The organism is Bradyrhizobium sp. WSM4874 (assembly GCF_055811835.1).
On sequence record NZ_JBVVPR010000031.1, the window covers coordinates 46,119 to 65,399 of the forward strand.

25 protein-coding genes are annotated in these 19,281 nt (G+C 64.1%); 12 read left to right on the top strand and 13 right to left on the bottom strand.

Annotated elements, in window-relative coordinates:
- The first annotated feature begins 162 nt into the window (after positions 1-162).
- Positions 163-726 carry a chlorite dismutase family protein gene (locus tag AC0L3P_RS27020; protein WP_473306566.1) on the top strand — a complete coding sequence of 188 codons (564 nt, stop codon included), beginning with the start codon at positions 163-165 and terminating at the stop codon, positions 724-726.
- Here the strand turns inward: AC0L3P_RS27020 and AC0L3P_RS27025 are convergent.
- Together AC0L3P_RS27025 and AC0L3P_RS27030 are read right to left on the bottom strand one after the other, a co-directional pair.
- Complete coding sequence (locus tag AC0L3P_RS27025; RefSeq protein ID WP_473306570.1) at positions 723-1,121, bottom strand: gamma-glutamylcyclotransferase family protein; 399 nt, start codon at positions 1,119-1,121, stop codon at positions 723-725. The genes AC0L3P_RS27020 and AC0L3P_RS27025 overlap by 4 nt on opposite strands.
- A gap of 92 nt (positions 1,122-1,213) precedes the next feature.
- Entirely contained in the window at positions 1,214-2,125 is a 912-nt protein-coding gene (locus AC0L3P_RS27030; RefSeq protein WP_473306573.1) for a transglutaminase family protein, read from the bottom strand.
- Between the two features lie 91 nt (positions 2,126-2,216).
- Between AC0L3P_RS27030 and AC0L3P_RS27035 the strand changes: the two genes are divergently transcribed.
- A complete protein-coding gene (locus AC0L3P_RS27035; protein ID WP_473306575.1) occupies positions 2,217-3,023 on the top strand; it encodes an N-formylglutamate amidohydrolase in 807 nt (268 codons plus the stop codon).
- Positions 3,024-3,034: 11 nt separating this feature from the next.
- Here the strand turns inward: AC0L3P_RS27035 and AC0L3P_RS27040 are convergent, their stop codons facing one another.
- Positions 3,035-3,655 carry a LysE family translocator gene (locus tag AC0L3P_RS27040; protein ID WP_085384410.1) on the bottom strand — a complete coding sequence of 207 codons (621 nt, stop codon included), beginning with the start codon at positions 3,653-3,655 and terminating at the stop codon, positions 3,035-3,037.
- Between the two features lie 166 nt (positions 3,656-3,821).
- Between AC0L3P_RS27040 and AC0L3P_RS27045 the strand changes: the two genes are divergently transcribed.
- Genes AC0L3P_RS27045 through AC0L3P_RS27055 form a run of 3 tightly spaced genes read left to right on the top strand, consistent with a single transcriptional unit; the run spans position 3,822 to position 5,108 of the window.
- Positions 3,822-4,136, top strand: coding sequence for an ArsR/SmtB family transcription factor (locus tag AC0L3P_RS27045; RefSeq protein ID WP_354062022.1), 315 nt, complete (start codon positions 3,822-3,824; stop codon positions 4,134-4,136).
- Positions 4,129-4,599, top strand: a complete 471-nt coding sequence (locus AC0L3P_RS27050) for an SRPBCC family protein (protein ID WP_473306579.1) — start codon at positions 4,129-4,131, stop codon at positions 4,597-4,599. Before AC0L3P_RS27045 ends, AC0L3P_RS27050 begins: the two co-directional genes overlap by 8 nt.
- Positions 4,596-5,108, top strand: coding sequence for an SRPBCC family protein (locus tag AC0L3P_RS27055; RefSeq protein WP_473306581.1), 513 nt, complete (start codon positions 4,596-4,598; stop codon positions 5,106-5,108). The genes AC0L3P_RS27050 and AC0L3P_RS27055 overlap by 4 nt, the downstream gene beginning before the upstream one ends.
- An 18-nt stretch (positions 5,109-5,126) precedes the next feature.
- Here AC0L3P_RS27055 and AC0L3P_RS27060 read toward each other — a convergent pair whose 3' ends face one another.
- The gene (locus AC0L3P_RS27060; RefSeq protein WP_245286329.1) at positions 5,127-5,303 is read right to left on the bottom strand and encodes a hypothetical protein; all 177 of its coding nucleotides are present in this window, start codon (positions 5,301-5,303) and stop codon (positions 5,127-5,129) included.
- Between the two features lie 104 nt (positions 5,304-5,407).
- Between AC0L3P_RS27060 and AC0L3P_RS27065 the strand changes: the two genes are divergently transcribed.
- From AC0L3P_RS27065 to AC0L3P_RS27075, 3 genes are all read left to right on the top strand, one after another.
- Positions 5,408-5,572 carry a hypothetical protein gene (locus AC0L3P_RS27065; protein ID WP_473306584.1) on the top strand — a complete coding sequence of 55 codons (165 nt, stop codon included), beginning with the start codon at positions 5,408-5,410 and terminating at the stop codon, positions 5,570-5,572.
- 65 nt (positions 5,573-5,637) lie between these two features.
- Positions 5,638-6,444, top strand: coding sequence for a transglutaminase-like domain-containing protein (locus AC0L3P_RS27070; protein WP_275173573.1), 807 nt, complete (start codon positions 5,638-5,640; stop codon positions 6,442-6,444).
- Positions 6,444-6,635 (top strand): hypothetical protein, encoded by a 192-nt coding sequence (locus AC0L3P_RS27075; RefSeq protein ID WP_473306590.1) that lies wholly within the window; start codon positions 6,444-6,446, stop codon positions 6,633-6,635. Before AC0L3P_RS27070 ends, AC0L3P_RS27075 begins: the two co-directional genes overlap by 1 nt.
- A gap of 27 nt (positions 6,636-6,662) precedes the next feature.
- On the opposite strand, the gene AC0L3P_RS27080 is transcribed toward AC0L3P_RS27075, so the two are convergent.
- The gene (locus tag AC0L3P_RS27080; RefSeq protein ID WP_473306592.1) at positions 6,663-7,436 is read right to left on the bottom strand and encodes a DUF2189 domain-containing protein; all 774 of its coding nucleotides are present in this window, start codon (positions 7,434-7,436) and stop codon (positions 6,663-6,665) included.
- A gap of 312 nt (positions 7,437-7,748) precedes the next feature.
- On the opposite strand from AC0L3P_RS27080, the gene AC0L3P_RS27085 reads away from it, so the two are divergent.
- The gene (locus AC0L3P_RS27085; RefSeq protein WP_473306595.1) at positions 7,749-9,977 is read left to right on the top strand and encodes an ATP-binding protein; all 2,229 of its coding nucleotides are present in this window, start codon (positions 7,749-7,751) and stop codon (positions 9,975-9,977) included.
- On the opposite strand, the gene AC0L3P_RS27090 is transcribed toward AC0L3P_RS27085, so the two are convergent.
- From AC0L3P_RS27090 to AC0L3P_RS27115, 6 genes are all read right to left on the bottom strand, one after another.
- Positions 9,978-10,421, bottom strand: coding sequence for a hypothetical protein (locus AC0L3P_RS27090; protein WP_473306598.1), 444 nt, complete (start codon positions 10,419-10,421; stop codon positions 9,978-9,980).
- Positions 10,422-10,502: 81 nt separating this feature from the next.
- Positions 10,503-10,970, bottom strand: a complete 468-nt coding sequence (locus AC0L3P_RS27095; protein ID WP_473306602.1) for a MarR family winged helix-turn-helix transcriptional regulator — start codon at positions 10,968-10,970, stop codon at positions 10,503-10,505.
- Between the two features lie 9 nt (positions 10,971-10,979).
- A complete protein-coding gene (locus AC0L3P_RS27100; protein ID WP_473306605.1) occupies positions 10,980-12,590 on the bottom strand; it encodes an acyl-CoA synthetase in 1,611 nt (536 codons plus the stop codon).
- Between the two features lie 116 nt (positions 12,591-12,706).
- Positions 12,707-13,843, bottom strand: a complete 1,137-nt coding sequence (locus AC0L3P_RS27105) for an epoxide hydrolase family protein (protein ID WP_473306607.1) — start codon at positions 13,841-13,843, stop codon at positions 12,707-12,709.
- A gap of 160 nt (positions 13,844-14,003) precedes the next feature.
- A complete protein-coding gene (locus tag AC0L3P_RS27110) occupies positions 14,004-14,459 on the bottom strand; it encodes a GatB/YqeY domain-containing protein (protein WP_275173566.1) in 456 nt (151 codons plus the stop codon).
- 33 nt (positions 14,460-14,492) lie between these two features.
- Positions 14,493-15,221 carry an alpha/beta fold hydrolase gene (locus AC0L3P_RS27115; protein ID WP_473306611.1) on the bottom strand — a complete coding sequence of 243 codons (729 nt, stop codon included), beginning with the start codon at positions 15,219-15,221 and terminating at the stop codon, positions 14,493-14,495.
- Positions 15,222-15,367: 146 nt separating this feature from the next.
- On the opposite strand from AC0L3P_RS27115, the gene carA reads away from it, so the two are divergent.
- Complete coding sequence (gene carA, locus AC0L3P_RS27120; protein WP_473306616.1) at positions 15,368-16,558, top strand: glutamine-hydrolyzing carbamoyl-phosphate synthase small subunit; 1,191 nt, start codon at positions 15,368-15,370, stop codon at positions 16,556-16,558.
- Positions 16,559-16,723: 165 nt separating this feature from the next.
- Positions 16,724-17,245 carry a hypothetical protein gene (locus AC0L3P_RS27125; protein ID WP_473306620.1) on the top strand — a complete coding sequence of 174 codons (522 nt, stop codon included), beginning with the start codon at positions 16,724-16,726 and terminating at the stop codon, positions 17,243-17,245.
- A gap of 112 nt (positions 17,246-17,357) precedes the next feature.
- Here AC0L3P_RS27125 and AC0L3P_RS27130 read toward each other — a convergent pair whose 3' ends face one another.
- Positions 17,358-17,882 (bottom strand): Dps family protein, encoded by a 525-nt coding sequence (locus AC0L3P_RS27130; protein WP_275173563.1) that lies wholly within the window; start codon positions 17,880-17,882, stop codon positions 17,358-17,360.
- A 113-nt stretch (positions 17,883-17,995) separates the two neighbouring features.
- On the opposite strand from AC0L3P_RS27130, the gene AC0L3P_RS27135 reads away from it, so the two are divergent.
- Positions 17,996-18,697, top strand: coding sequence for a class I SAM-dependent methyltransferase (locus tag AC0L3P_RS27135; protein WP_473306622.1), 702 nt, complete (start codon positions 17,996-17,998; stop codon positions 18,695-18,697).
- 220 nt (positions 18,698-18,917) lie between these two features.
- On the opposite strand, the gene AC0L3P_RS27140 is transcribed toward AC0L3P_RS27135, so the two are convergent.
- On the bottom strand, positions 18,918-19,281 hold a 364-nt coding region (locus tag AC0L3P_RS27140; protein ID WP_473306624.1), incomplete at its 5' end, for an ArsR/SmtB family transcription factor.

Sequence of the window (19,281 nt, forward strand, 5' to 3'; positions counted from 1 at the left end):
TCGGGCGAAGGGATCAGGGATATAGGGACGACCCGTCCAGAAGTCAGGTTTGTCAGGCTTATACGCGCTGTTCACAGCCCTTCCGTCTTCCGGGGCGCGCAGAGCGTGAGCCCGGCCTAACAGAGGCCTTGAACCCGCCCCGGTTCCACGCTTCCATGGGCCATGTTCAGGACCTTCCGAGGCGGCCAGAGCGGGGGTTGGCGCATCACCTCGATTTCGCCGGTGACGGGCGAGCCCCTGCCCTTCATGCCGGCGCTGTCGGTCACCGACAGCGAGGCCATCGCGTTGCCGCTGGTGCCCTCGCGCAATGCCTGGCGGCTGGTCGGTGTCGCGAGCAGCTTGCGATACACCGAGCGCGCCGAGAAGCAGCAGCTCATGGCCGTGCAGGCCGGCCTCGGCCGGCTGGAAGCAACCAGCGCGGCGCTGATCCCGATCCGCAAGTCGCAGGCCTGGTGGGATCTGACCCAGGAAGAGCGCCGCAGGATATTCGAGGACAAGTCGCATCACATCGCGAGCAGCCTGCGCTTCCTGCCCGCGATCGCGCGCCAGCTCTATCATTGCCGCGACCTCGGCGGGCCCTTCGATTTCCTGACCTGGTTCGAATTCGCGCCCGCGCACGCCTCGCTGTTCGAAGAGCTGGTGGCGATGCTCAGGCGGACCGAGGAGTGGAGCTATGTCGAGCGTGAGGTCGACGTGCGCGCGGTGAAGGAAGTATTGTCGGCCTAGTGATCGAGGAAGCGGCCGGATTCGATGCGCGGCAGATCGGTGACGGGCCAGTTGTAGATGTAAGTCCAGGCCGGTGCCGTCGCGCCGTCCGCGCCTGTTACGTCGACCAGCTGGCGCAGATATTCGGTCGGCTCCGGAAAGCCCTCGCCGCAGGCCTCGTACATGTCGAGCTCGCGCAGGAGCTCGTCCGGCACGCGGAGGTGGAAGAGTTCACCGTGGACGCGGTCGGACGGCACATCCGAGAGCAGCAGCCCCGGATAATGCTTCACCAGAACGAGCCGGCCGCGGCAAGTTGCTTCACCCAGAAAGTCCGCGTGGCCCGCAAGCAGCCGCGCCATCGGATGGTCGAAGCCGCGCATCAACGTGCCGTAAACGAAAAGACGATTGGAGGTCATGGGGGCTCTATAGCTACGAATGATGCAGAGCGACAACGCCACACATTCCAGTGTCGTCCTGGCAAAAGCCAGGGGACGACGACGGTGAGCGGCTACGAAACCTCCGCCTCGAGCTCCTCGTCGCTGCGCTGCTCGTCCGACACCACCCTGATGGTCACGTCCATGGCCTCGAACGCGCCCGCAGGGCCGATATAGACGCCGTGCAGCGGGATCGCCTGGCGCGGATCGCGGGCGACAGCGACGCGGATGAGGTCGCGGGTGCCGACGATGCCGTTGGTCGGATCGAACTCGATCCAGCCCGCGCTCGGCAAATAGACCTGCACCCAGGCATGCGTCGAACCACCGCCGACATGGCGCTGCGCGATATCCTCCGGCAGGAAGATGTAGCCGGATACGAATCGTGCGGCGAAGCCGAGATGGCGCAGCGCCTCGATCATGAACAGCGCGTAGTCGCGGCAGGTTCCGGTGCCGGACTGCAAGGTGTCGAGCGGATGCTGCGTGCCCAGTTCGTGGCGCTTGCGATACTTGAACCGCTCGCGGATGCCGTGGGTCATGCCGCTCAGGATCTTGAAGGTCGGCGTCGGCGCGTCCTCGTCGAGAAAGCCGCGCGCCCATTCCGCGATCTCGCCCTCGGGATCGGTATATTGCGGCGTGATGTACTGGACGAGGTCGGGAAATTCCTCGTCGTCATAGGCGAACGGATAGAAATAGGCCGAGTCGTCCGGCGTCAGCGCGAACTCCTCGACCGGATTGTGCTCGACGGTGACGTGCCAGTCGAACACCAGCGCGTCCGCGCGCTCGTCGAAATTCGCGATCGCGACGGAATTGCCGAATACGTCGTGGATCCAGTGCAGCGACATCGGCTCGGGCGAGATCTCGAGCCTGGAGTCGAGCACGCGCAGATCATGCCCGTCGCGCGGACGCAGCATGATCCTGTGTTCGCCGAACGCCACGGGGCGGATGTAGCGATATTCGGTCTTGTGATGAATCGTCAGCAGCGGCATCGTCAGGCAATCATGGTGATGTCGGGCGGACCAATCTATAGCAATCCCGCCCGATTCTTCGGGGTGACTGCTGTTTCATTAGGCAATCAGGATGGCTTTAGACACAATCGAGGCGACCAATCAACTCCTCAGCGAGGGTGACGTCCCTCCGGTGCACGAGGTGAATGCGCAAGGGACATCGCCTTTTTTGCTCACCTCGGACCACTACGGACGGGTGCTGCCGCGTACGCTGGGCGATCTCGGCGTCGCCGAAAGCGAGCTGACGCGGCATATCGCCTGGGACATCGGAATCGCGGGTGTCGCTGACCGGCTGGCCGAGATGCTGGGCGCGCATCTGATCGCCCAGCGCTATTCGCGGCTTGTGATCGACTGCAACCGCCCGCCCGCCGCCGTGAGCTCGATTCCCGTGATTTCCGAAGCAACCGCGATCCCGCGCAACGAAGGAATTTCGGAGCAGGAGCGCAAAGCGCGCAGGCGCGAGATTTTCGAGCCCTATCACCGCCGTATCGATGCCGCGATCGACCGCCGCGTGCACGACAAGCGGCCGACGGTGCTGGTGTCACTGCACAGCTTCACCCCCGTTTACGCCGGCGTCGCGCGTCCCTGGCACATCGGCGCGCTCTACAATCGCGACACCGTGCTGCCGCAGCTGCTGCTCAGGCATCTGCGCAGAGAGAGCGATCTCGTCGTCGGCGACAACGAGCCCTACGCGGTCAACGACCTCACCGACTACACCATCCCCGTCCACGGCGAAGCCCGCGGCCTCGTCAACACCGGCATCGAGATCCGCCAGGATCTGATCGCCGACCAGTCCGGCCAGCAGCAATGGGCCGAGCGACTGGCGCGGATTTTTGCGGAGATCGAGCTGGAGCTCAGGGCGGAGAGGCTGGTCGACTAGCCCGACGGCGATTATTTCGCTCTGGTCAGCGCCAGCCAGATGCCGCCGCCGATCATGAACCCGCCGGAGATGCGCGACATCATGCGGGTGCGGCGAGCCGAAAAGAACTTACGGGCGCGCCCGGCCGCGATGGCGTAGAGCGCGTCCGTCATCACCGCAGTGACCATGAAGGTGGCCCCCAGCAGCGCGACCTGCGGGAAGTGGTCGCGGTTCATGTCCATGAACTGCGGGATGAAGGCGCCGAAGAACACCAGCACCTTCGGGTTCGACAGCAGCACCAGGAAACCTTGCAGGAAGAATCCGCCGCGCGGCGGCGCCGGCGGCTCGTCCACGTTGACGCCCTCGACCGGCGCCCAGATCAGCTTGATGCCGAGCCAGACCAGATAGGCGGCGCCGGCAAAGCGCACCCAGTCGAACCAATAGCCCATGGTCGCCATCAGCGAGGTCAGGCCGACCGCGACGATGCCGATGACGATGGCGAGGCCGGCTTGCGCACCGGCCACATTGGTCAGCGCCGCACGCGTGCCGTGGCGCAGCCCGTTGGCGATGACGAGAGTGACGATCGGACCGGGCAGGAGCGCCAGCGCGATGCAGGCGGCAAGGAAGGCGAGATAGGCTTGCAGAGACATCATGGGGAGGACTCGCTGAGAGCGGTTCGGAGCATTAATGCATGACACTCAATGTCCGTCCAGCGCCGCAGCCCCACGTCTTCATCTCCCGGCGTCTGCAGGAACACGAGCACCGCGCGCTGCATCACCATCTTGACAGGCAACCATTTGGTTGCCTATTATCGCTGCCATGGATGAGGTCTTCAAAGCGCTCGCCGATGCGTCACGACGGTCGCTGCTCGACAGGCTTCACACCAGGAACGGCCAGACCCTGAACGAGCTCTGCGAAGGCCTCGCGATGACGCGCCAGGCGGTGACCAAGCACCTTGTCATTCTGGAAGAGGCCAATCTGGTCACGACGCTCAGGCACGGCCGCGAGAAGCTGCACTATCTCAATCCGGTTCCGATCCACCAGATCGGCGAACGCTGGATCAAGAAATTCGAGCGCGGCAAGCTCGCCGCACTCGGCGAGTTGAAACGCCAGTTGGAGAAGCGCGATGAGTAAGCCGCAATTCGTCTATGTCACCTACATCGAGACCACGCCAGAGAGGCTGTGGGAGGCGCTGACATCGAGCGAGTTCAGCAAGCAATACTGGTTCGGCGCCGAGGTCAGATCCGACTGGAAAATCGGCTCCCCTTTCGCGCTGCTGCTGGACGGCGAGACCACCGATTCCGGCGAGATCCTCGAGGCCGATCCACCGCGGCGGTTGTCCTACAGCTTCAAGCATCAGAAATACGAAGAGCTGCGCGGTGAGCCGATATCCCGCGTCGTGTTCACCATCGAACCGTTCGGCTCGCTCGTGCGTTTGACGGTGCTGCATGACGGCTTCGTCGAAGACGGCAAATATCTCGGCGCCGTCTCCAACGGCTGGCCGGCGATCCTGTCCGGTCTCAAGAGCCTGCTGGAAAGCGGCAAGGTGCTGGCCATTCCGCGCGCAGCCCTCAACAAGGGATTCGATGCAAAATGAACCTCGACCAGTTCAAGCCGCTCACCGTCTACACGATTTACATCGCCGCGACGCCGGACAAGGTGTGGGAGGCGCTGACCTCCGCCGAGTTCAGCCGCAAATACTTTTCCGGCTTTGCGGTTGAGATGGAGCCAAGGCTCGGCGGCAAATTCATCGTGCGCGCGCCTGACGGTTCGGAACACATCTCGGGCGATGTGTTCGAATACGATCCGCCGAACAAGCTGACGGTAACTTGGAACGTCAACTGGCCCGACCTCGTCGCAAAGCTCGGCACGACGCTTGTGACTTACGAGATCGAACAAGCCGGCGAGGCCGTCCGCCTCACCATGAGCGAACGTCACGACCGCCCGCTCAGCGACGACATCCTGTCCGGCGGCCGCACCGGCTGGCCCGCAATCCTGTCGGGGCTGAAGAGCCTGCTCGAAACGGGCACGGCGCCGCAGATCAAGATGGCGCCGCCTGCGCGGATGCTGGAAGCGTTGAAGGCGATGGGTATCAAGACGCCGTAGCGGGCGAACCCGGCGCCGTCATCGCTTCTTCTTCACCGGCGGATTGATTTCGTCGATCTTGCGACTGCAATCCGCTTCCGAATCGTGCGGCCCCGAGACAAAGGTCCCGCTGACCTTGATCGCGTACCAGCCCGACTCGACGCCGAGCCGGAGCGCTTCTTCTGTCTTGACGTGTCGTGGGGAGAGAGCTTGCATCTGGTGCTTTCGGTTGGCGTTCGATCTCATGATCGAATCGCGGTGAAACCTTCAGGCGCCGCTGTTGCGACGTCGCGATGAGTCGGCTCCGCCGGTGCGAGGAAATGAGGCGCTTCACGTCGCGGGAATGGTCGTGGCGCTGCATAGGCGCAGAGACGACAGGTCTTTCCGACGTTGTCGGCACCGTGCGCGCAATCGCCGCAATTAGCTATCGTTTTCTCGCCCGCGCCGCGCTTTTGAAGCGCCAAATGCCGTTGGCGATCGAATAAGCCGTCGAAGCCTTGTGATCGGCGGCTTCGTAGCCATGTTGGGAGCTTAGCCAAGGGAAAATCGTATGAAGCTCCGCGTCGGGTTTGAGATGCTGTACGAATTCCCGCAGCCCACGCCTATGATCATGGTGTTGGGCACGCACTTTACGCGCGCCTCCGATGTCATCGTGCCCGACCTGGTGACCACCAGACCCTCGGTGCCGATCACTCCCTATCGCGACCTCTTCGGCAATTGGTGCAGCCGTATCGTGGCGCCGGCCGGCGCCTTTCGCCTTGCCGGCGACGGCGTCGTGAGCGACAGCGGCCTGCCCGATCCAGTGTTCCCGAAAGCGGCTCAGCACGCCGTCGAGGCGCTGCCGACCGACACGCTCGTCTATCTGCTCGGCAGTCGCTACTGCGAGACCGATCGCCTGTCGGATATCGCATGGAAACTGTTCGAGCACACCCAGCCGGGCTGGGCGCGGGTCCAGGCCATCTGCGATTTCGTTCATCGTCACATCGCTTTCGGCTATGAGCACGCGCGCGCAACCAAGACGGCGCGGGAGGCCTACGACGAAGGCAAGGGTGTGTGCCGCGACTATGCCCATCTTGCCATCGCGTTCTGCCGCTGCATGAACATCCCGGCGCGCTACTGCACCGGCTATCTCAGCGACATCGGCACCCCGAAGCCCTGGGCCGTGGGAGATTTCGCCGGCTGGTTCGAGGCTTATCTCGGCGGAAGCTGGCACATGTTCGATCCCCGCAACAACACGCCGCGGATCGGCCGCGTGCTGATCGCGCAGGGACGCGATGCCGCGGACGTCCCGATCACACAGACCTTCGGTCCGAATAAGCTGGTCAATTTCAAGGTATGGACCGACGAGGTTGCCTGATGACAGACAGCAGCGTTGCGCTCAGCGCCGATGAATTTGCGTCGTTGGCCGAGATCGGCAAGGGCAAGGCGCAAGGCGAAATTCCGCAAGCGCACGGTGAGCGCCTGACCAATCTGGGTTATGCGATCAGGCGCCTCGGCGAACTCGAACTGACCTCATCCGGCTCGCGCCGGCTGGCAACGGGCGAATAGCTCGCTGCCGTTGCGTCCGGCTCGCTGTTACGCCACCGGCACCACGATCCGCCGATAAAGATGCCAGGTCGCGTGCCCGAGCACGGGCAGCGCCACCACCAGCCCCAGAAAATACGGCAGCGCCGAGACGATCAGGACCATCACGATCACCGCGGCCCAGCCAATCATCGGCAGCGGACTGACCACGACCGCGCGCACGCTCGTCACCATCGCCGTGACGAAATCGACCTCGCGGTCGAGCAGCAGCGGAAACGACACCACGGTCAGCGAAAACAGGATCAGCGACAGCACCGCGCCGACCGCGTTGCCGATGCCGAGGAACAGCAAGCCCTCATTCGTGGTCAGCACCACCGTCATGAATTCCTGTAGGCTCGAGAACGAGGCATGCAGGCCAAGCAACAGCGCGATCAGAAGCCGCACCTGATACATCCAGACCACGAACACGAACAGCGTGACGAAGGCCATCCAGCCGATCTCGCTGCGCGCGCGCACGGCCGACCAGATCGCGCCGAGCGAGATGGCCTCGCCGCGCTCGCGACGGCGGCTGACTTCGTAGAGCCCGATCGCCACGAATGGCCCGAGCAGCGCGAAGCCGGCGGCCAGCGGATAGACCAGATAGACCATGCCGAACGCGGTGAAGCATAGCATGATGGCGATGCCGCCGGCGGCGTAGAGCGCACCGAAGCAGAGGCCGTAAAGCGGCAGCGCCTGGAAATCACGCAGGCCCTCGACCAGCGCCTCGGCGATGTCGGTCGCCGCGACGGGACGCACCACCGGATCGACCTTGCCCGAAATGGACATCAGCTTCCTCCTCGTTGGCCGGCGCGATCTCCGTCGCACGCGGATTGACATCGATCTTAGCGTCCCCGCAGCCGGCACGCACGCGCGAGTTGATGGCCGGACGACGGTATCCCGAAGCCGCGGCGCAGACCCGGGAAAACCACTGCGCCGTCGGCGTCGCTCCGTTCGGGAGCTCATCCGTGCTGCACGCGGCTCGAAATCTTTCCCCGTCGGAGACTTTTTCGGCCCGATGCCTATGGACTGAGCCGAGGGTGGTGCCGCAAATTGGGTCCTTGAACGAGCGCGCGATGACCCGAATGGACCGTCCCACCGATGAGCTTGCGTACCCGGCTACTGATACTCGTCATCGCGGCCATGCTGGTGCCGGCGAGCCTCGTCGGGCTGCGTTTCGTGCAGAACCGGAGCAGTGAAATCAACGCCGCCCTGGCCAATCTGGCGGCCTCGGCCGACGACATTGCCAGCGATCTGGGCGAGAAGATTCAGGGCACTGCGCAGCTTCACTACGGTCTGGCCCGCGCGCGCGACCTCGACACGCGCGACAAGGCGGCGTGCTCGGCGTTTCTGTCGGATGTGCGCGAGGAATACCCTCAGTTCACGGGAATCCTGACCATCGATCCGGACGGCAGCCTGTTCTGCGACTCGCTGCGGACCAACCGCACCCTCGACCTGAGGGATCGCGCCTATTTCAAGCAGGCCCTGGTCTCGCGCAGCGTCGTGGTTGAGCCGGTATTCGGCCGGCTGACCGGAATATCGGTGCTCCAGATCGCATATCCGGTGCGATCGGAGGCGGGCGCACTGAAGCTGGTGCTGCTCGCCTCATTCAACCTGCGCAAATTCGCCGAGTTTCACCACAAGCGGCTGCTCGCCGAGAAGGATATCCTGCTCATCGACGCCAAGGGCACCGTTCTCGTCGCCCCCTCGACAGCCGGCTGGACCGCGCCCGTGGGCGCGTCGATTGCGGGATCCGACCTGCTCCGCTTCGCGACGGCTCCCGATCAAGATGCATATCAAGAAGTGACCGATCGCGACGGCCGCACGCAGGTCTGGGCCGTCGCCCACTCGCCTTCGATCCGTGATGCCGGCCTCTATATCCTGGTCGGACGCTCCAAGGACGGATTGGTCGCGGCGGCGAATCGCCGGCTCTACGAGGACATGGCGATCCTCGCGGTGGCCTTGCTGCTGCTGCTGGCCGGCGTATGGATCCTCGCGACCGTGAGCGTGGGACGCCAGGTCGGGCGGCTCGCCAACATGGCGAAGAGACTCGGGCTCGGCGATCTCAGCGCGCGAATTCCTCCTCCCCATCCGCGCGGCGAGCTGGGCGGATTGATGACCCTGCTCAATGGCACGGCCGAGTCGCTCGAGCAGCAACGCGCGGCCATCGCGGACCTCAACCAGAAGCTCAGCCAATCCCAGAAGATGGAGGCCATGGGCCAGCTCACCGGCGGCGTGGCACATGACTTCAACAACCTCCTTACCGTCATTCTCGGCAATTCGGAGCACCTTGCCGACAGGCTGGCGGGGAACACGGAGTTGCACCGGATCGCCGGCGACATCGCAACAGCCGCCGAGCGCGGCTCCGACCTGACGCGGAGCCTGCTCGCCTTCGCGCGCAAGCAGCCCCTGAGACCGCGGGACATCGACATCAGCGAGAAGATTCAGGAGATGGAGGCGTTGTTGCGCCGGCCGCTGGGCGAGCACATCGAATGCGCCTTCGCGCTCGAACCGGATGTGGGGTTGACCAGCGTCGATCCCGGCCAGCTGACGACGGCGCTGCTCAATCTCGTGCTCAACGCGCGCGATGTCATGCCGTTGGGCGGCAGGCTGACCATCGAGGCGCGCAACGCTTCGCTCGGTGAGTCCGACCTTGACGTCAACGGCGAGCCGCGACCGGGCGACTATGTCATGGTGGCCGTGACCGACACCGGCAGCGGCATGACCGCCGAGGTGGCGAGCCGGGCGTTCGAGCCGTTCTTCACCACCAAGGAGGTCGGCAAGGGGACCGGGCTCGGCCTGAGCATGGTCTACGGGTTTGTGCGGCAGTCCGGCGGATTGGTGCAGATGCAGTCCGCGCCGAGACAAGGCAGCACCGTCAGGCTGTACTTCCCCCGCCTGGCCACGCCGCTGAACGAGGATCTCTCACCCGCCGAAGGGATCGTCACGCGCGAAGGAAACGAGACCATTCTCGTCGTCGAGGATAACGACATGGTTCGGACCTATGTCGAAAGCGAGCTGAAGACCCTCGGCTACCGCGTCATCACGGCGGCGAGCGGCCCGGAGGCGCTCGACTTGTTGCGCCAGCCCGGGGACATCGACCTGCTGTTCACCGACGTCGTGATGCCCGGCGGCATGTTCGGGCCGGAGCTAGCCAGGCAAGCGATCCAGCTGCGGCCCGGGCTCAAGGTGCTCTTCACTTCCGGCTACAGCCAAAATCCGGTCAAGGCGCCCGACGGGATCGGCGATGCCCGCATCCTGACCAAGCCGTTCCGGCGGCGAGACCTCGCCGCGATGCTGCGATCCGCGCTGTCGAAGCCGTCGCGGTAGTCAGGAGCGCGACGCGAGGAGAAGCGCCGCACCCAGATTGGCCACGAACAAGACCGCGTCGATGACGAAGATCCTGAGCATCGGGCCCTTCAACACGGGCCAGCAAGCCCCCCCGACGCGTCCTCCGCGCAGCAGGACCGGAAGGTTGTAGGCGAACTGGCTGAAATGGCAGGCGGCAAAGAACAGGAACAGCGCCAGCTGCGCTTCGACCGGCTGGAAGAAAACCGGACGGGCTGCCAGAAGATAGAGCGACAGAAGGCCGATCGGCAGATTGATGCCGCCGAGGAATGCCACGCTGGCCGACAATGTCGGCGCGATCGGATTGGCGCGCTCTTCCCGCGGCACCAGAATCTTCAGCGTGTTGGCTTGCGCAATGCTGAACTGGATGAAGGCGCCGCCGAACCAGAGCGCGTTGAGGAGCAGGACGATATCCGAAAGACGCATGGCGGAGCCCTCCCTCGGCTCGCTGGCCAGGAAAGTGGCAAAGCGCGCTCCTCATGTCAACTATGTTGACTTCAGGAATTGTCAGTTGGTGTCGGCGATCGCCTCCATGACGCCCATCCACGCAGCCGCACCTGTCGCTCCGACGCGATCGAACGCCTCGCGCAGCACCTTGCGCTCGTGGTCCGATGCACGCTGCTCGATGCGCTGCCCCGCGGCGGTCAGGCGCAGCAGCTTCGAGCGATGCTGCTCGGGCGAGCGTTTCGAGGTCAGGAGCTTGCGCTCCAGCAACAAATTGAGCGGCCGGTTCAGGCCCTGCTTGGAAATGCCGAGGATCTCGATCAGCGAGCCGATCGCGATATCGGGCCGGCGCGCGACCACGTAGAGAATGCGATGGTGCGGGCGCGACAGTCCCTGCTTGGCGAGAAACGCATCGGCTTCGAGTGTCATCCCGCGCCAGCCGTAACACATGAGCTCCAGCGCCGCATCGAGATCGTGCAGCTTCGCAAGTGAGGCGCGGTGAAGCCCCGCGGCTTGAGACGTCTTTGCCATTGCAGGAAGCTAACCCCTCGTCCGCAGCTCGCGCCGCAGCACCTTTCCGGTGGCGGTCATCGGCAGTGTCTCCGCGAACTCCACGAATCTTGGATATTCGTGGGCGGCGAGTTGCACCTTGACGAATTCCTGGATCTCGCGCGCGAGTGCGTCGCCGGCGACAAAGCCCGGGCGCAGCACGATCCAGGCCTTGATCGATTCGGTGCGGATCGGATCGGGAATGCCGACCACTGCCGCCATCGCGACCGCCGGATGCTTCATCAGCGTGTGCTCGATCTCGGATGGGCCGACGCGATACCCGGCCGTGGTGATGACGTCGTCCTCGCGGCTGACGTACCAGAAGTAACCGTCTTCATCCTGCACGCCGAGATCGCCGGTGAGCAGGAACTCGCCGGCATATTTCTTCGCCGTGGCCTCCGGATTGCGCCAGTATTCGAGCATCGTGCAAGGACATGGCTGGCGCACGCCGATGATGCCGCGCTGGCCACGCGGCTGCTCCTCGCCTCTGTCGTTGACGATGCGGACATCGAAACCCGGCGTCGCCTTGCCCATCGAACCGGGGCGGATCGGAAACAGATTCGCGTTGCTGCCGATCACGAGATTGCATTCGGTCTGGCCAAACACCTCATGCGCGTCGATGCCGAAAGTCTCGCGCACCCAGCCGAGCATCTCGCCGCCGAGGGACTCGCCGCCGGTAAAGATGCTGCGCAGCCTGACGCCCGGATGCGTCACCCCGGCCTGTCGCATCAGCTTCAGCGCGGTCGGCGGCAGGAAGACATTGCGCACGCCGAGATCGGCCATCATCTGCATCGCGGCTTGCGGTTCGAACTTTCGCGCGCGGTGACCGACCAGGGGGATGCCGTGATACCAGAACGCGAACAGGCCGTTGATGAGGCCGCCGATCCAGGCCCAGTCCGCCGGCGTCCACATCAGATCGCCGGGGCGCGGCAGGAAGTTGTGGCACATCTCGACATTGGGGAGATGTCCGAGCACGACGCGATGCGCGTGCAGCGCGCCCTTCGGATTGCCTGTCGTGCCCGAGGTGTAGATGATCAGCGCGGGATCGTCCGGAGACGTGTCCACCAGCATGAAGTCGGGCGATGCAGCCTTGACCGAATTCCAGAACGATGTCGTGCCCGTCGGCGTTCGTTCGCCAACGATGTAGACATTCTTCAGCTCCGGCAGGCGGTCGCGAATCTTCGAAAGCTTCTCCCAGCCACCCTCGTCGGTGACGATCGCCTTGGCCTGCGAGTTCGACAGACGGAATTCCAGCGCGTCTTCGCCGAACAATGCGAACAGCGGAATGGAGATCATCGCCGAACGGAACGCCGCCATGTGTGCGATCGGCAGCTCCAGCGACTGCGACAGGAACACCGCGACGCGGTCGCCGCGGGCAAGACCATCCGCCTTCAGCACATTGGCGAAGCGGCGCGACATCTCCGCGAGCTCGTCGAAGGATGTGCGCGTGATGGCGCCGTTCTCGTCGACATAGACCAGCGCCAACCGGCCAGTGCCGTCAGCATGGCGATCGCAGCAGGCCTCCGCCATGTTGAAGCGCGCCGGGACCTCCCAGCGGAAATTGCCATAGAGTTCGTCGTAGGTGCTGGCTTCGGTGAGCATGGTCGTTTCCCGGCGGCGTCATGGCCGGGCTTGTCCCGGCCATCCACGTTCTTGTTTGGCCTCAGTTTAAAGACGTGGATGCCCGGGACAAGCCCGGGCATGACGCAGATTGCGTTTCAGCGCACCGTCGAGAAGAACTTGCGGACATCGCGCACGAACAGCTCCGGCTGCTCGAATGCGGCGAAATGCCCGCCCTTCTCCATCTCGCTCCAATGCGTGATGTTGTGGAAGTTCGGCTCCATCCAGCGCCGCACCGGCGTGATGATCTCCTTGGGGAAGACAGCGACGCCCGTCGGCACCTTGACGACCGGCGTGGTCCGGCGCTTGCCAAAGCTTTCCCAATAGAGCCGCGCGGACGAGGTCGCCGTCTCCGTCGCCCAGTAGAGCATGACGTTGTCGAGCAGCTCGTCCTTGGTGAAGATGTTTTCGGGATGACCGTTGCAATCGGTCCACGCCCAGATTTTTTCGAGAATCCAGGCCGCCTGCCCGCTCGGTGAATCCGTCAAGCCGTAGCCGAGTGTCTGCGGCCGCGTCGATTGCTGCTTCGAATAGCCGGAATCGAGGTCGACGTAATGCTTGAGGCCGGCGAGCGCGCGCTTCTCTTCCGGCGTCGGTTCGCCCTCGACCTTCGGTGCTGCGTTGAAGGCGAGCGTAATGTGGATGCCGGCGCAATGCTCGGCGTCCTGCATGCCGAGCGAGGTCGTTACCGCCGAGCCCCAGTCGCCGCCCTGCGCGCCATACCTGATATAACCGAGTCGGTCCATCAGCCTGGCCCAGGTCGCGGCGATACGATCGACGCCCCAGCCGGTGGTGTTCGGCTTGCCGGAGAACCCAAAACCCGGCAGCGACGGACAGACGACGTGGAAGGCATCGGCAGGATCGCCGCCGTGCGCGGCAGGATCGACCAGCGGCGCGATCACCTTCTGGAATTCGACGATCGAGCCGGGCCAGCCATGGGTGATGATCAGCGGCAGCGCCGACAGCTCCTGCGAGCGCGCATGCAGGAAGTGAATGTCGAGCCCGTCGATCTCGGTGGTGAACTGCTCGAAGCGATTGAGTTTTGCTTCGCGCGCGCGCCAGTCGTAGCCCTCAGCCCAGTAGGTGCATATCTCCTGGATCCATGCCAGCGGCGCACCCTGGCTCCAGTCGGAGACGAGCTCCGCCTCCGGCCAGCGCGTGCGAGCGAGGCGCGACTTGAGGTCGGTGAGGATGTCGTCGCTGATGGCGATGCGGAATGGCTTTATGGCAGTCATGGGAGAAGCCCTGCTCATCGGAGGTTCTCGTCATGGCCGGGCTCGTCCCGGCCATCCACGTTCTTTCTCTCCATTTTGAAGAACGTGGATGCCCGGCACAAGGCCGGGCATGACGGGATGATAGTCTGTCAGCTCTTGGCAAATCTTGCGGCGCGGCCGTCTAGCCCGTCAGAGCAGCCTTCACCAAACCGGAAGCCTTGCCGAAATCCATCTGGCCGGCGTACTTCGTCTTCAGCACGGCAATCACCTTGCCCATGTCCTTCATGCCGGCGGCGCCGGTCTCGGCGATCGCGTCCGAGATCGCCTTCTTGACGTCGTCGTCCGACATCTGCTTCGGCAGATACGCAGAGATCACCGCGATCTCCTCGCGCTCCTGCGCGGCGAGCTCGGCACGGCCGCCCTTCTCGTAGAGCTCCACCGACTCCTGGCGCTGCTTGATCATCTTCTGAAACACGCCTAGCAGATCCGCGTCCGTGAGCGGCGGCTTGCCACTGCCGCGCGCCTCGATGTCGGCGTTCTTGATGGTCGAGTTGACCATGCGCAGAGTGGACAGCTTGCGCTCTTCCTTGGCCTTCATGGCCTCCTTGACCGCATTGTTGATGTCGTCGCGCAGCATGGTCGTGCTCCCCTAGAATATCCGAGGCCTGATCTAGGCCGTTCGCGGCCCTGAGACAACCGGGGTTCCCAGCCATTCGTCCAGCGCCCGCACCGTCGCCGCGGGCTGCTCCGGCTGCGGCAGATGTCCGCAATTCTCCAAAACGACGAGCCTTGCGCCGGCAATGCCCTCGGCCATCTCCTTCGAGAATGCGTTGGGAATCGTATTGTCCGCATCGCCCGTCAGCACCAGCGTCGGGCATTTGATCGTCGCAAGCGTCGGCCGTGAATCTATCCGCGCGATGATCGCGGTCTGCTGTCGCAGATAGCCTTCGACGCCTACGTCATCGCCCTGCTCGTGTACGAGCTGGCGAATGCCGGCATCGTCGCGGCGCGAGGGATGCACCAGTTCGGGAAACATCTCCTCGCGCGCCGCACGGAGCTCGCCGCGCCGGGCCCGCTCCATCAGACCGCGGCGACGCGCGGTCGCCTCCGCCGTGTCGGGCCGGGCTTGGGTGTTGATCAGCGCCAGCTTTGCCACCCGCTCGGGCGCCTGGCGCATGATCTCGAGCGCGATGTAGCCACCCATGGAATGGCCGGCGAGCGCGAAGCGCGGCGGCCCCTCGCTCAGCACCCGCCGCGCAATCGCCGCCATGTTGTCGTCGCGAATATGGTTGGCGACCATCACCGGGCCGAACCGCCAGAGCGCCGGGACGACCGGCGCGTAGATCCGGGCCGAGGAGGCTAATCCCGGAACCAGCAGAATCGGCGTCGTCTGGTCCATTATTGCCTCCCAAGCCCCGGAATTTGCCGGAAATTATGCCACCGAGCTTAGGGGCCCAAGGCGACCTGTCAAATATGCAAAAACGCATGTGAATCGGCGCATCTCCGCTTTGACGTCGGCGCCCGCGGAGACTATGAACCGGGCTCATGACACAACATGACAACGATCCTGCCTGGCCGGACCACAAACCGACCGCGCTGTTGGTGCTTGCCGATGGCACGGTGCTGGAAGGCTTTGGCCTCGGCGCCGAAGGCCAAGCCGTCGGTGAGGTCTGCTTCAACACCGCGATGACCGGCTATGAGGAAATCCTCACCGATCCCTCCTATGCCGGCCAGCTCATCACCTTCACCTTCCCGCATATTGGCAATGTCGGCACCAACGACGACGACATCGAGACGGTGAACATGGCCGCGACGCCCGGCGCGCGCGGTGTGATCCTGCGCACCGCGATCACCGATCCCTCGAACTACCGCGCCACCAAGCACCTCGACCAGTGGCTGAAGGCCCGCGGCATCATCGGCCTCTCGGGCATCGACACCCGTGCGCTGACCGCGATGATCCGCAACAAGGGCATGCCCAACGCCGTGATCGCGCACGCCAAAGACGGCGAGTTCGATTTGCACGGCCTGAAGGAAGAAGCGCGCGAATGGCCGGGGCTCGAGGGCATGGACCTCGTGCCGATGGTCACTTCCGGCCAGCGCTTCACGTGGGACGAGACGCCATGGCTGTGGGACAAGGGCTTTGGCCGTCAGGACAAGCCTGAGTTCAACGTGGTCGCCATCGATTACGGCATCAAGCGCAACATTCTGCGCCTGCTCGCCGGCGTCGGCTGCAAGGTGACGGTGGTGCCGGCAACGACGTCATCCGAGGACATCCTGGCGATGAAGCCGGACGGCGTGTTCCTGTCGAACGGTCCCGGCGATCCGGCCGCGACCGGCAAATATGCCGTGCCCGTGATCCAGGACGTGATCAAGTCGGGCACGCCGACATTCGGAATCTGTCTCGGCCATCAGATGCTCGGCCTCGCGGTCGGCGCCAAGACGAAGAAGATGCACCAGGGCCATCACGGCGCCAATCATCCCGTCAAGGACGAGACCACCGGCAAGGTCGAGATCACCTCGATGAACCACGGCTTTGCAGTGGACGAGAGCACCCTTCCGACCGGCGCGACGCAGACCCACATCTCGCTGTTCGACGGCTCGAATTGCGGCATCCAGCTCGACGGCAAGCCGGTGTTCTCGGTGCAGTACCACCCCGAGGCCTCGCCGGGTCCGCGCGACTCGCACTATCTGTTCCAGCGTTTTGCCGACCTGATGCGGCAGAAGAAGAGCGCGTAAATCGCGCGCACTCCTGCAACTGCTTTGACGACATCGAGCCCGGGCTTTCTCCCGGGCTCTTGTCGTTCCGGGGCGAAGCGCAGCGCGAACCTGGAATGACAGCGCACGAGGAACGCCGCTTAGCTCCCTTCGTTGATCCCTGCTACGCTCACGCAGGAGCCCGCCATGTTCGTCGTCCGCGACAATGCCGAGCCGCTCGCCATCGTATTTGAGGATGACGGGCTCGTGCCGAACAATATCCTCCCCTTCCTGGTCTACCAGGCCGCGGTGAAGCTCGATTCCAGACAGCCGGAAGAGACGATCGAACGCTTGTTCGAAGCGAACGGCTGGGGCGGCACGTGGCGCAATGGCGTCTTCGACTATCTGCATTATCACGCGACGGTGCACGAGGTGCTCGGCGTTGCGCGTGGCAGCGCGCGCGTGCGCTTCGGCGGCGACCATGGCCAGGAGCTGGAGATCAAGGCCGGCGACGTCGCGATCCTGCCCGCCGGCACAGGTCACCAACGCATCAAGGCCAGCGAGGATTTCTGCGTGATCGGCGCTTATCCGCCGGGCGCGAAGATGGAGGTCACCCGGGCAACGCCGGAGAACCACGCCAAGGCGCTGAAGACGATTCCAAACGTCGCGCTGCCGCCGGCCGATCCGGTGACGGGGAAGGACGGGGCGTTGATGCGGTTGTGGCGGTAGCTGCAAGCAAGGTGATGTAGGGTGGGTTAGCGAAGCGTAACCCACCTCTTCTGTTTCCGCGGAGGCAGACGTGGTGGATTACGCCTGCGGCTAATCCACCCTACGACCTATCCTACGCCTCGTTCGCACCTTCCTGTCTTGTGGCTTCGAACAAAAACCAGGTGCGGCGCTCCGTCTCGTCGATGAAGTTCTCGAGGATGCTGGCGCTGGCGACGTCGCCGGCCTCGTCGCACACGTCGTGCGCCTTGCGCATTGCGGCGGCGACATGCTTGTTGTCCTGCATCAGCTCGCGCAGCATCTCACGCGGCGGGACGTAGTCCTCGTTGTTGTCCTTGATGGTCTGGAGCTTGGCGATCTGCCCGATCGACTTCAGCGTGGTGCCGCCGATCTTGCGGACGCGCTCGGCGAGCTGGTCGGTGGTGGCGAATATCTGGTCGGACTGTTCGTCAAGCAGCAGATGATAGTCGCGGAAATGCCGGCCGCTGATGTGCCAGTGAAAATTCTTGGTCTTGAGATAAAGCGCGAACGCATCGGCCAGGAGCACGTTGAGTGCCTCCGAAACCTTGTTGACCGCCTGGGACGACAGATCGGTGGGGGTGTCGAGGTCGGGCGAGACCTTTTGTGGGGCTTTGCTCACGAGAAACCTTCCTGTTAGGACGCGGACATTGACGGCGCGCCGCCGCACCCCTAACGCAGGCGGGCAGCGCCGGTTCCTTCAGCGGAACCGTTTGGCCGGGGCCCTCGGATACCATGGACGATTGGATCGATTACTACGACTCGACGCATACGATCTATGTCAGCAAGCTGCATCGCGACTTGCACTTTCAGATCATCGCGCGGGACATCATCGGCTACATCTCCTCGCCCGAGGCGACCGTGCTCGACTATGCCTGCGGCGAGGCGCTGTCGGCGAGCCAGGTCGCGGCGGCTTGCGGCAAGCTGATCCTCGCCGAGCCCGCGCCCGGCGTGCGCGGCCGGTTGATCGCCCGGTTTGCCCCGAACACGAAAATCCGCGTCCGCTCGCTCGACGACGTCCACAACATGCAGGAGCAGTCGATCGATCTCGTCGTGATGAACTCGGTCGCGCAATACATGACGCCGGACGAGCTCGACACCGCGCTCCTCAATTTCCGCCGCATCCTGAAACCCTCCGGGAAGCTGGTGCTCGGCGACATCCTCCAGCCCAATGTCGGCATGTTCAGGGACGTCACGGCGCTGCTCAGCTTCGGCCTGCGTCACGGCTTTTTGAAAGATGCGCTGATCGGGCTGATCAGCACCGCGCTGTCGGATTACCGTCACCTGCGCACGCGCATCGGACTGCAGCGCTACAGTGAGGCGGAGATCACCGCCAGGCTCAAGGCAGCCGGCTTCGCAGTCCAGCGCGCTCATCGCAATATCGGCCACAATCGGTGGCGCATGACCTTCGTCGCGCGGCCGCCGTTAGTTCGGTAAGTTTCTTGGGTTCGGTAAGCTTCCTGGGTTCGTTAAGCATAACGTCTGCCTGAGGTGGCTTGTCGCACCCCGATCGGCAATGATCGCCGCGGCCCGGTGGCGGAAGTGTCTACGCGAGGGCGATGCATCGCTCTTTATCCTGGTTCAAATCCAGGCCGGGTCTCCACGCTTCGCCCCTCACGGGGCTACGCGTGGCGGGGCCACGCAAGCCGCTCAATCCTCACTCCGTCTCAACCACTTCACCTTCCGACACAAGCCGCAGCCGGTCGGCGTCCTTTGCTGCGGAGGTGATGACGGCATCGAGCAGGCCCGGAAAGCGTGCGTCCAGATCTGCGCGGCGCAGCCGCACGAAGCGGTTAGTGCCGGCAACGCGGGTCTGCATCAGGCCGCATTCGCGCAGCTTGGCGAAGTGATAGGCCAGATTCGACTTGCCGCTGAGCCCGTTGAAATCGCCACAGCACAGCTCGCCGCTGACACGTTCCTGCTGAGCGAGCTGGTACACGATCGCCAATCGGATCGGATCGCTCAGGCAATCCAGAACCATCGGCAGTTCGATCTGCGCGCGGGTGGGGTGGGGTGGGGTG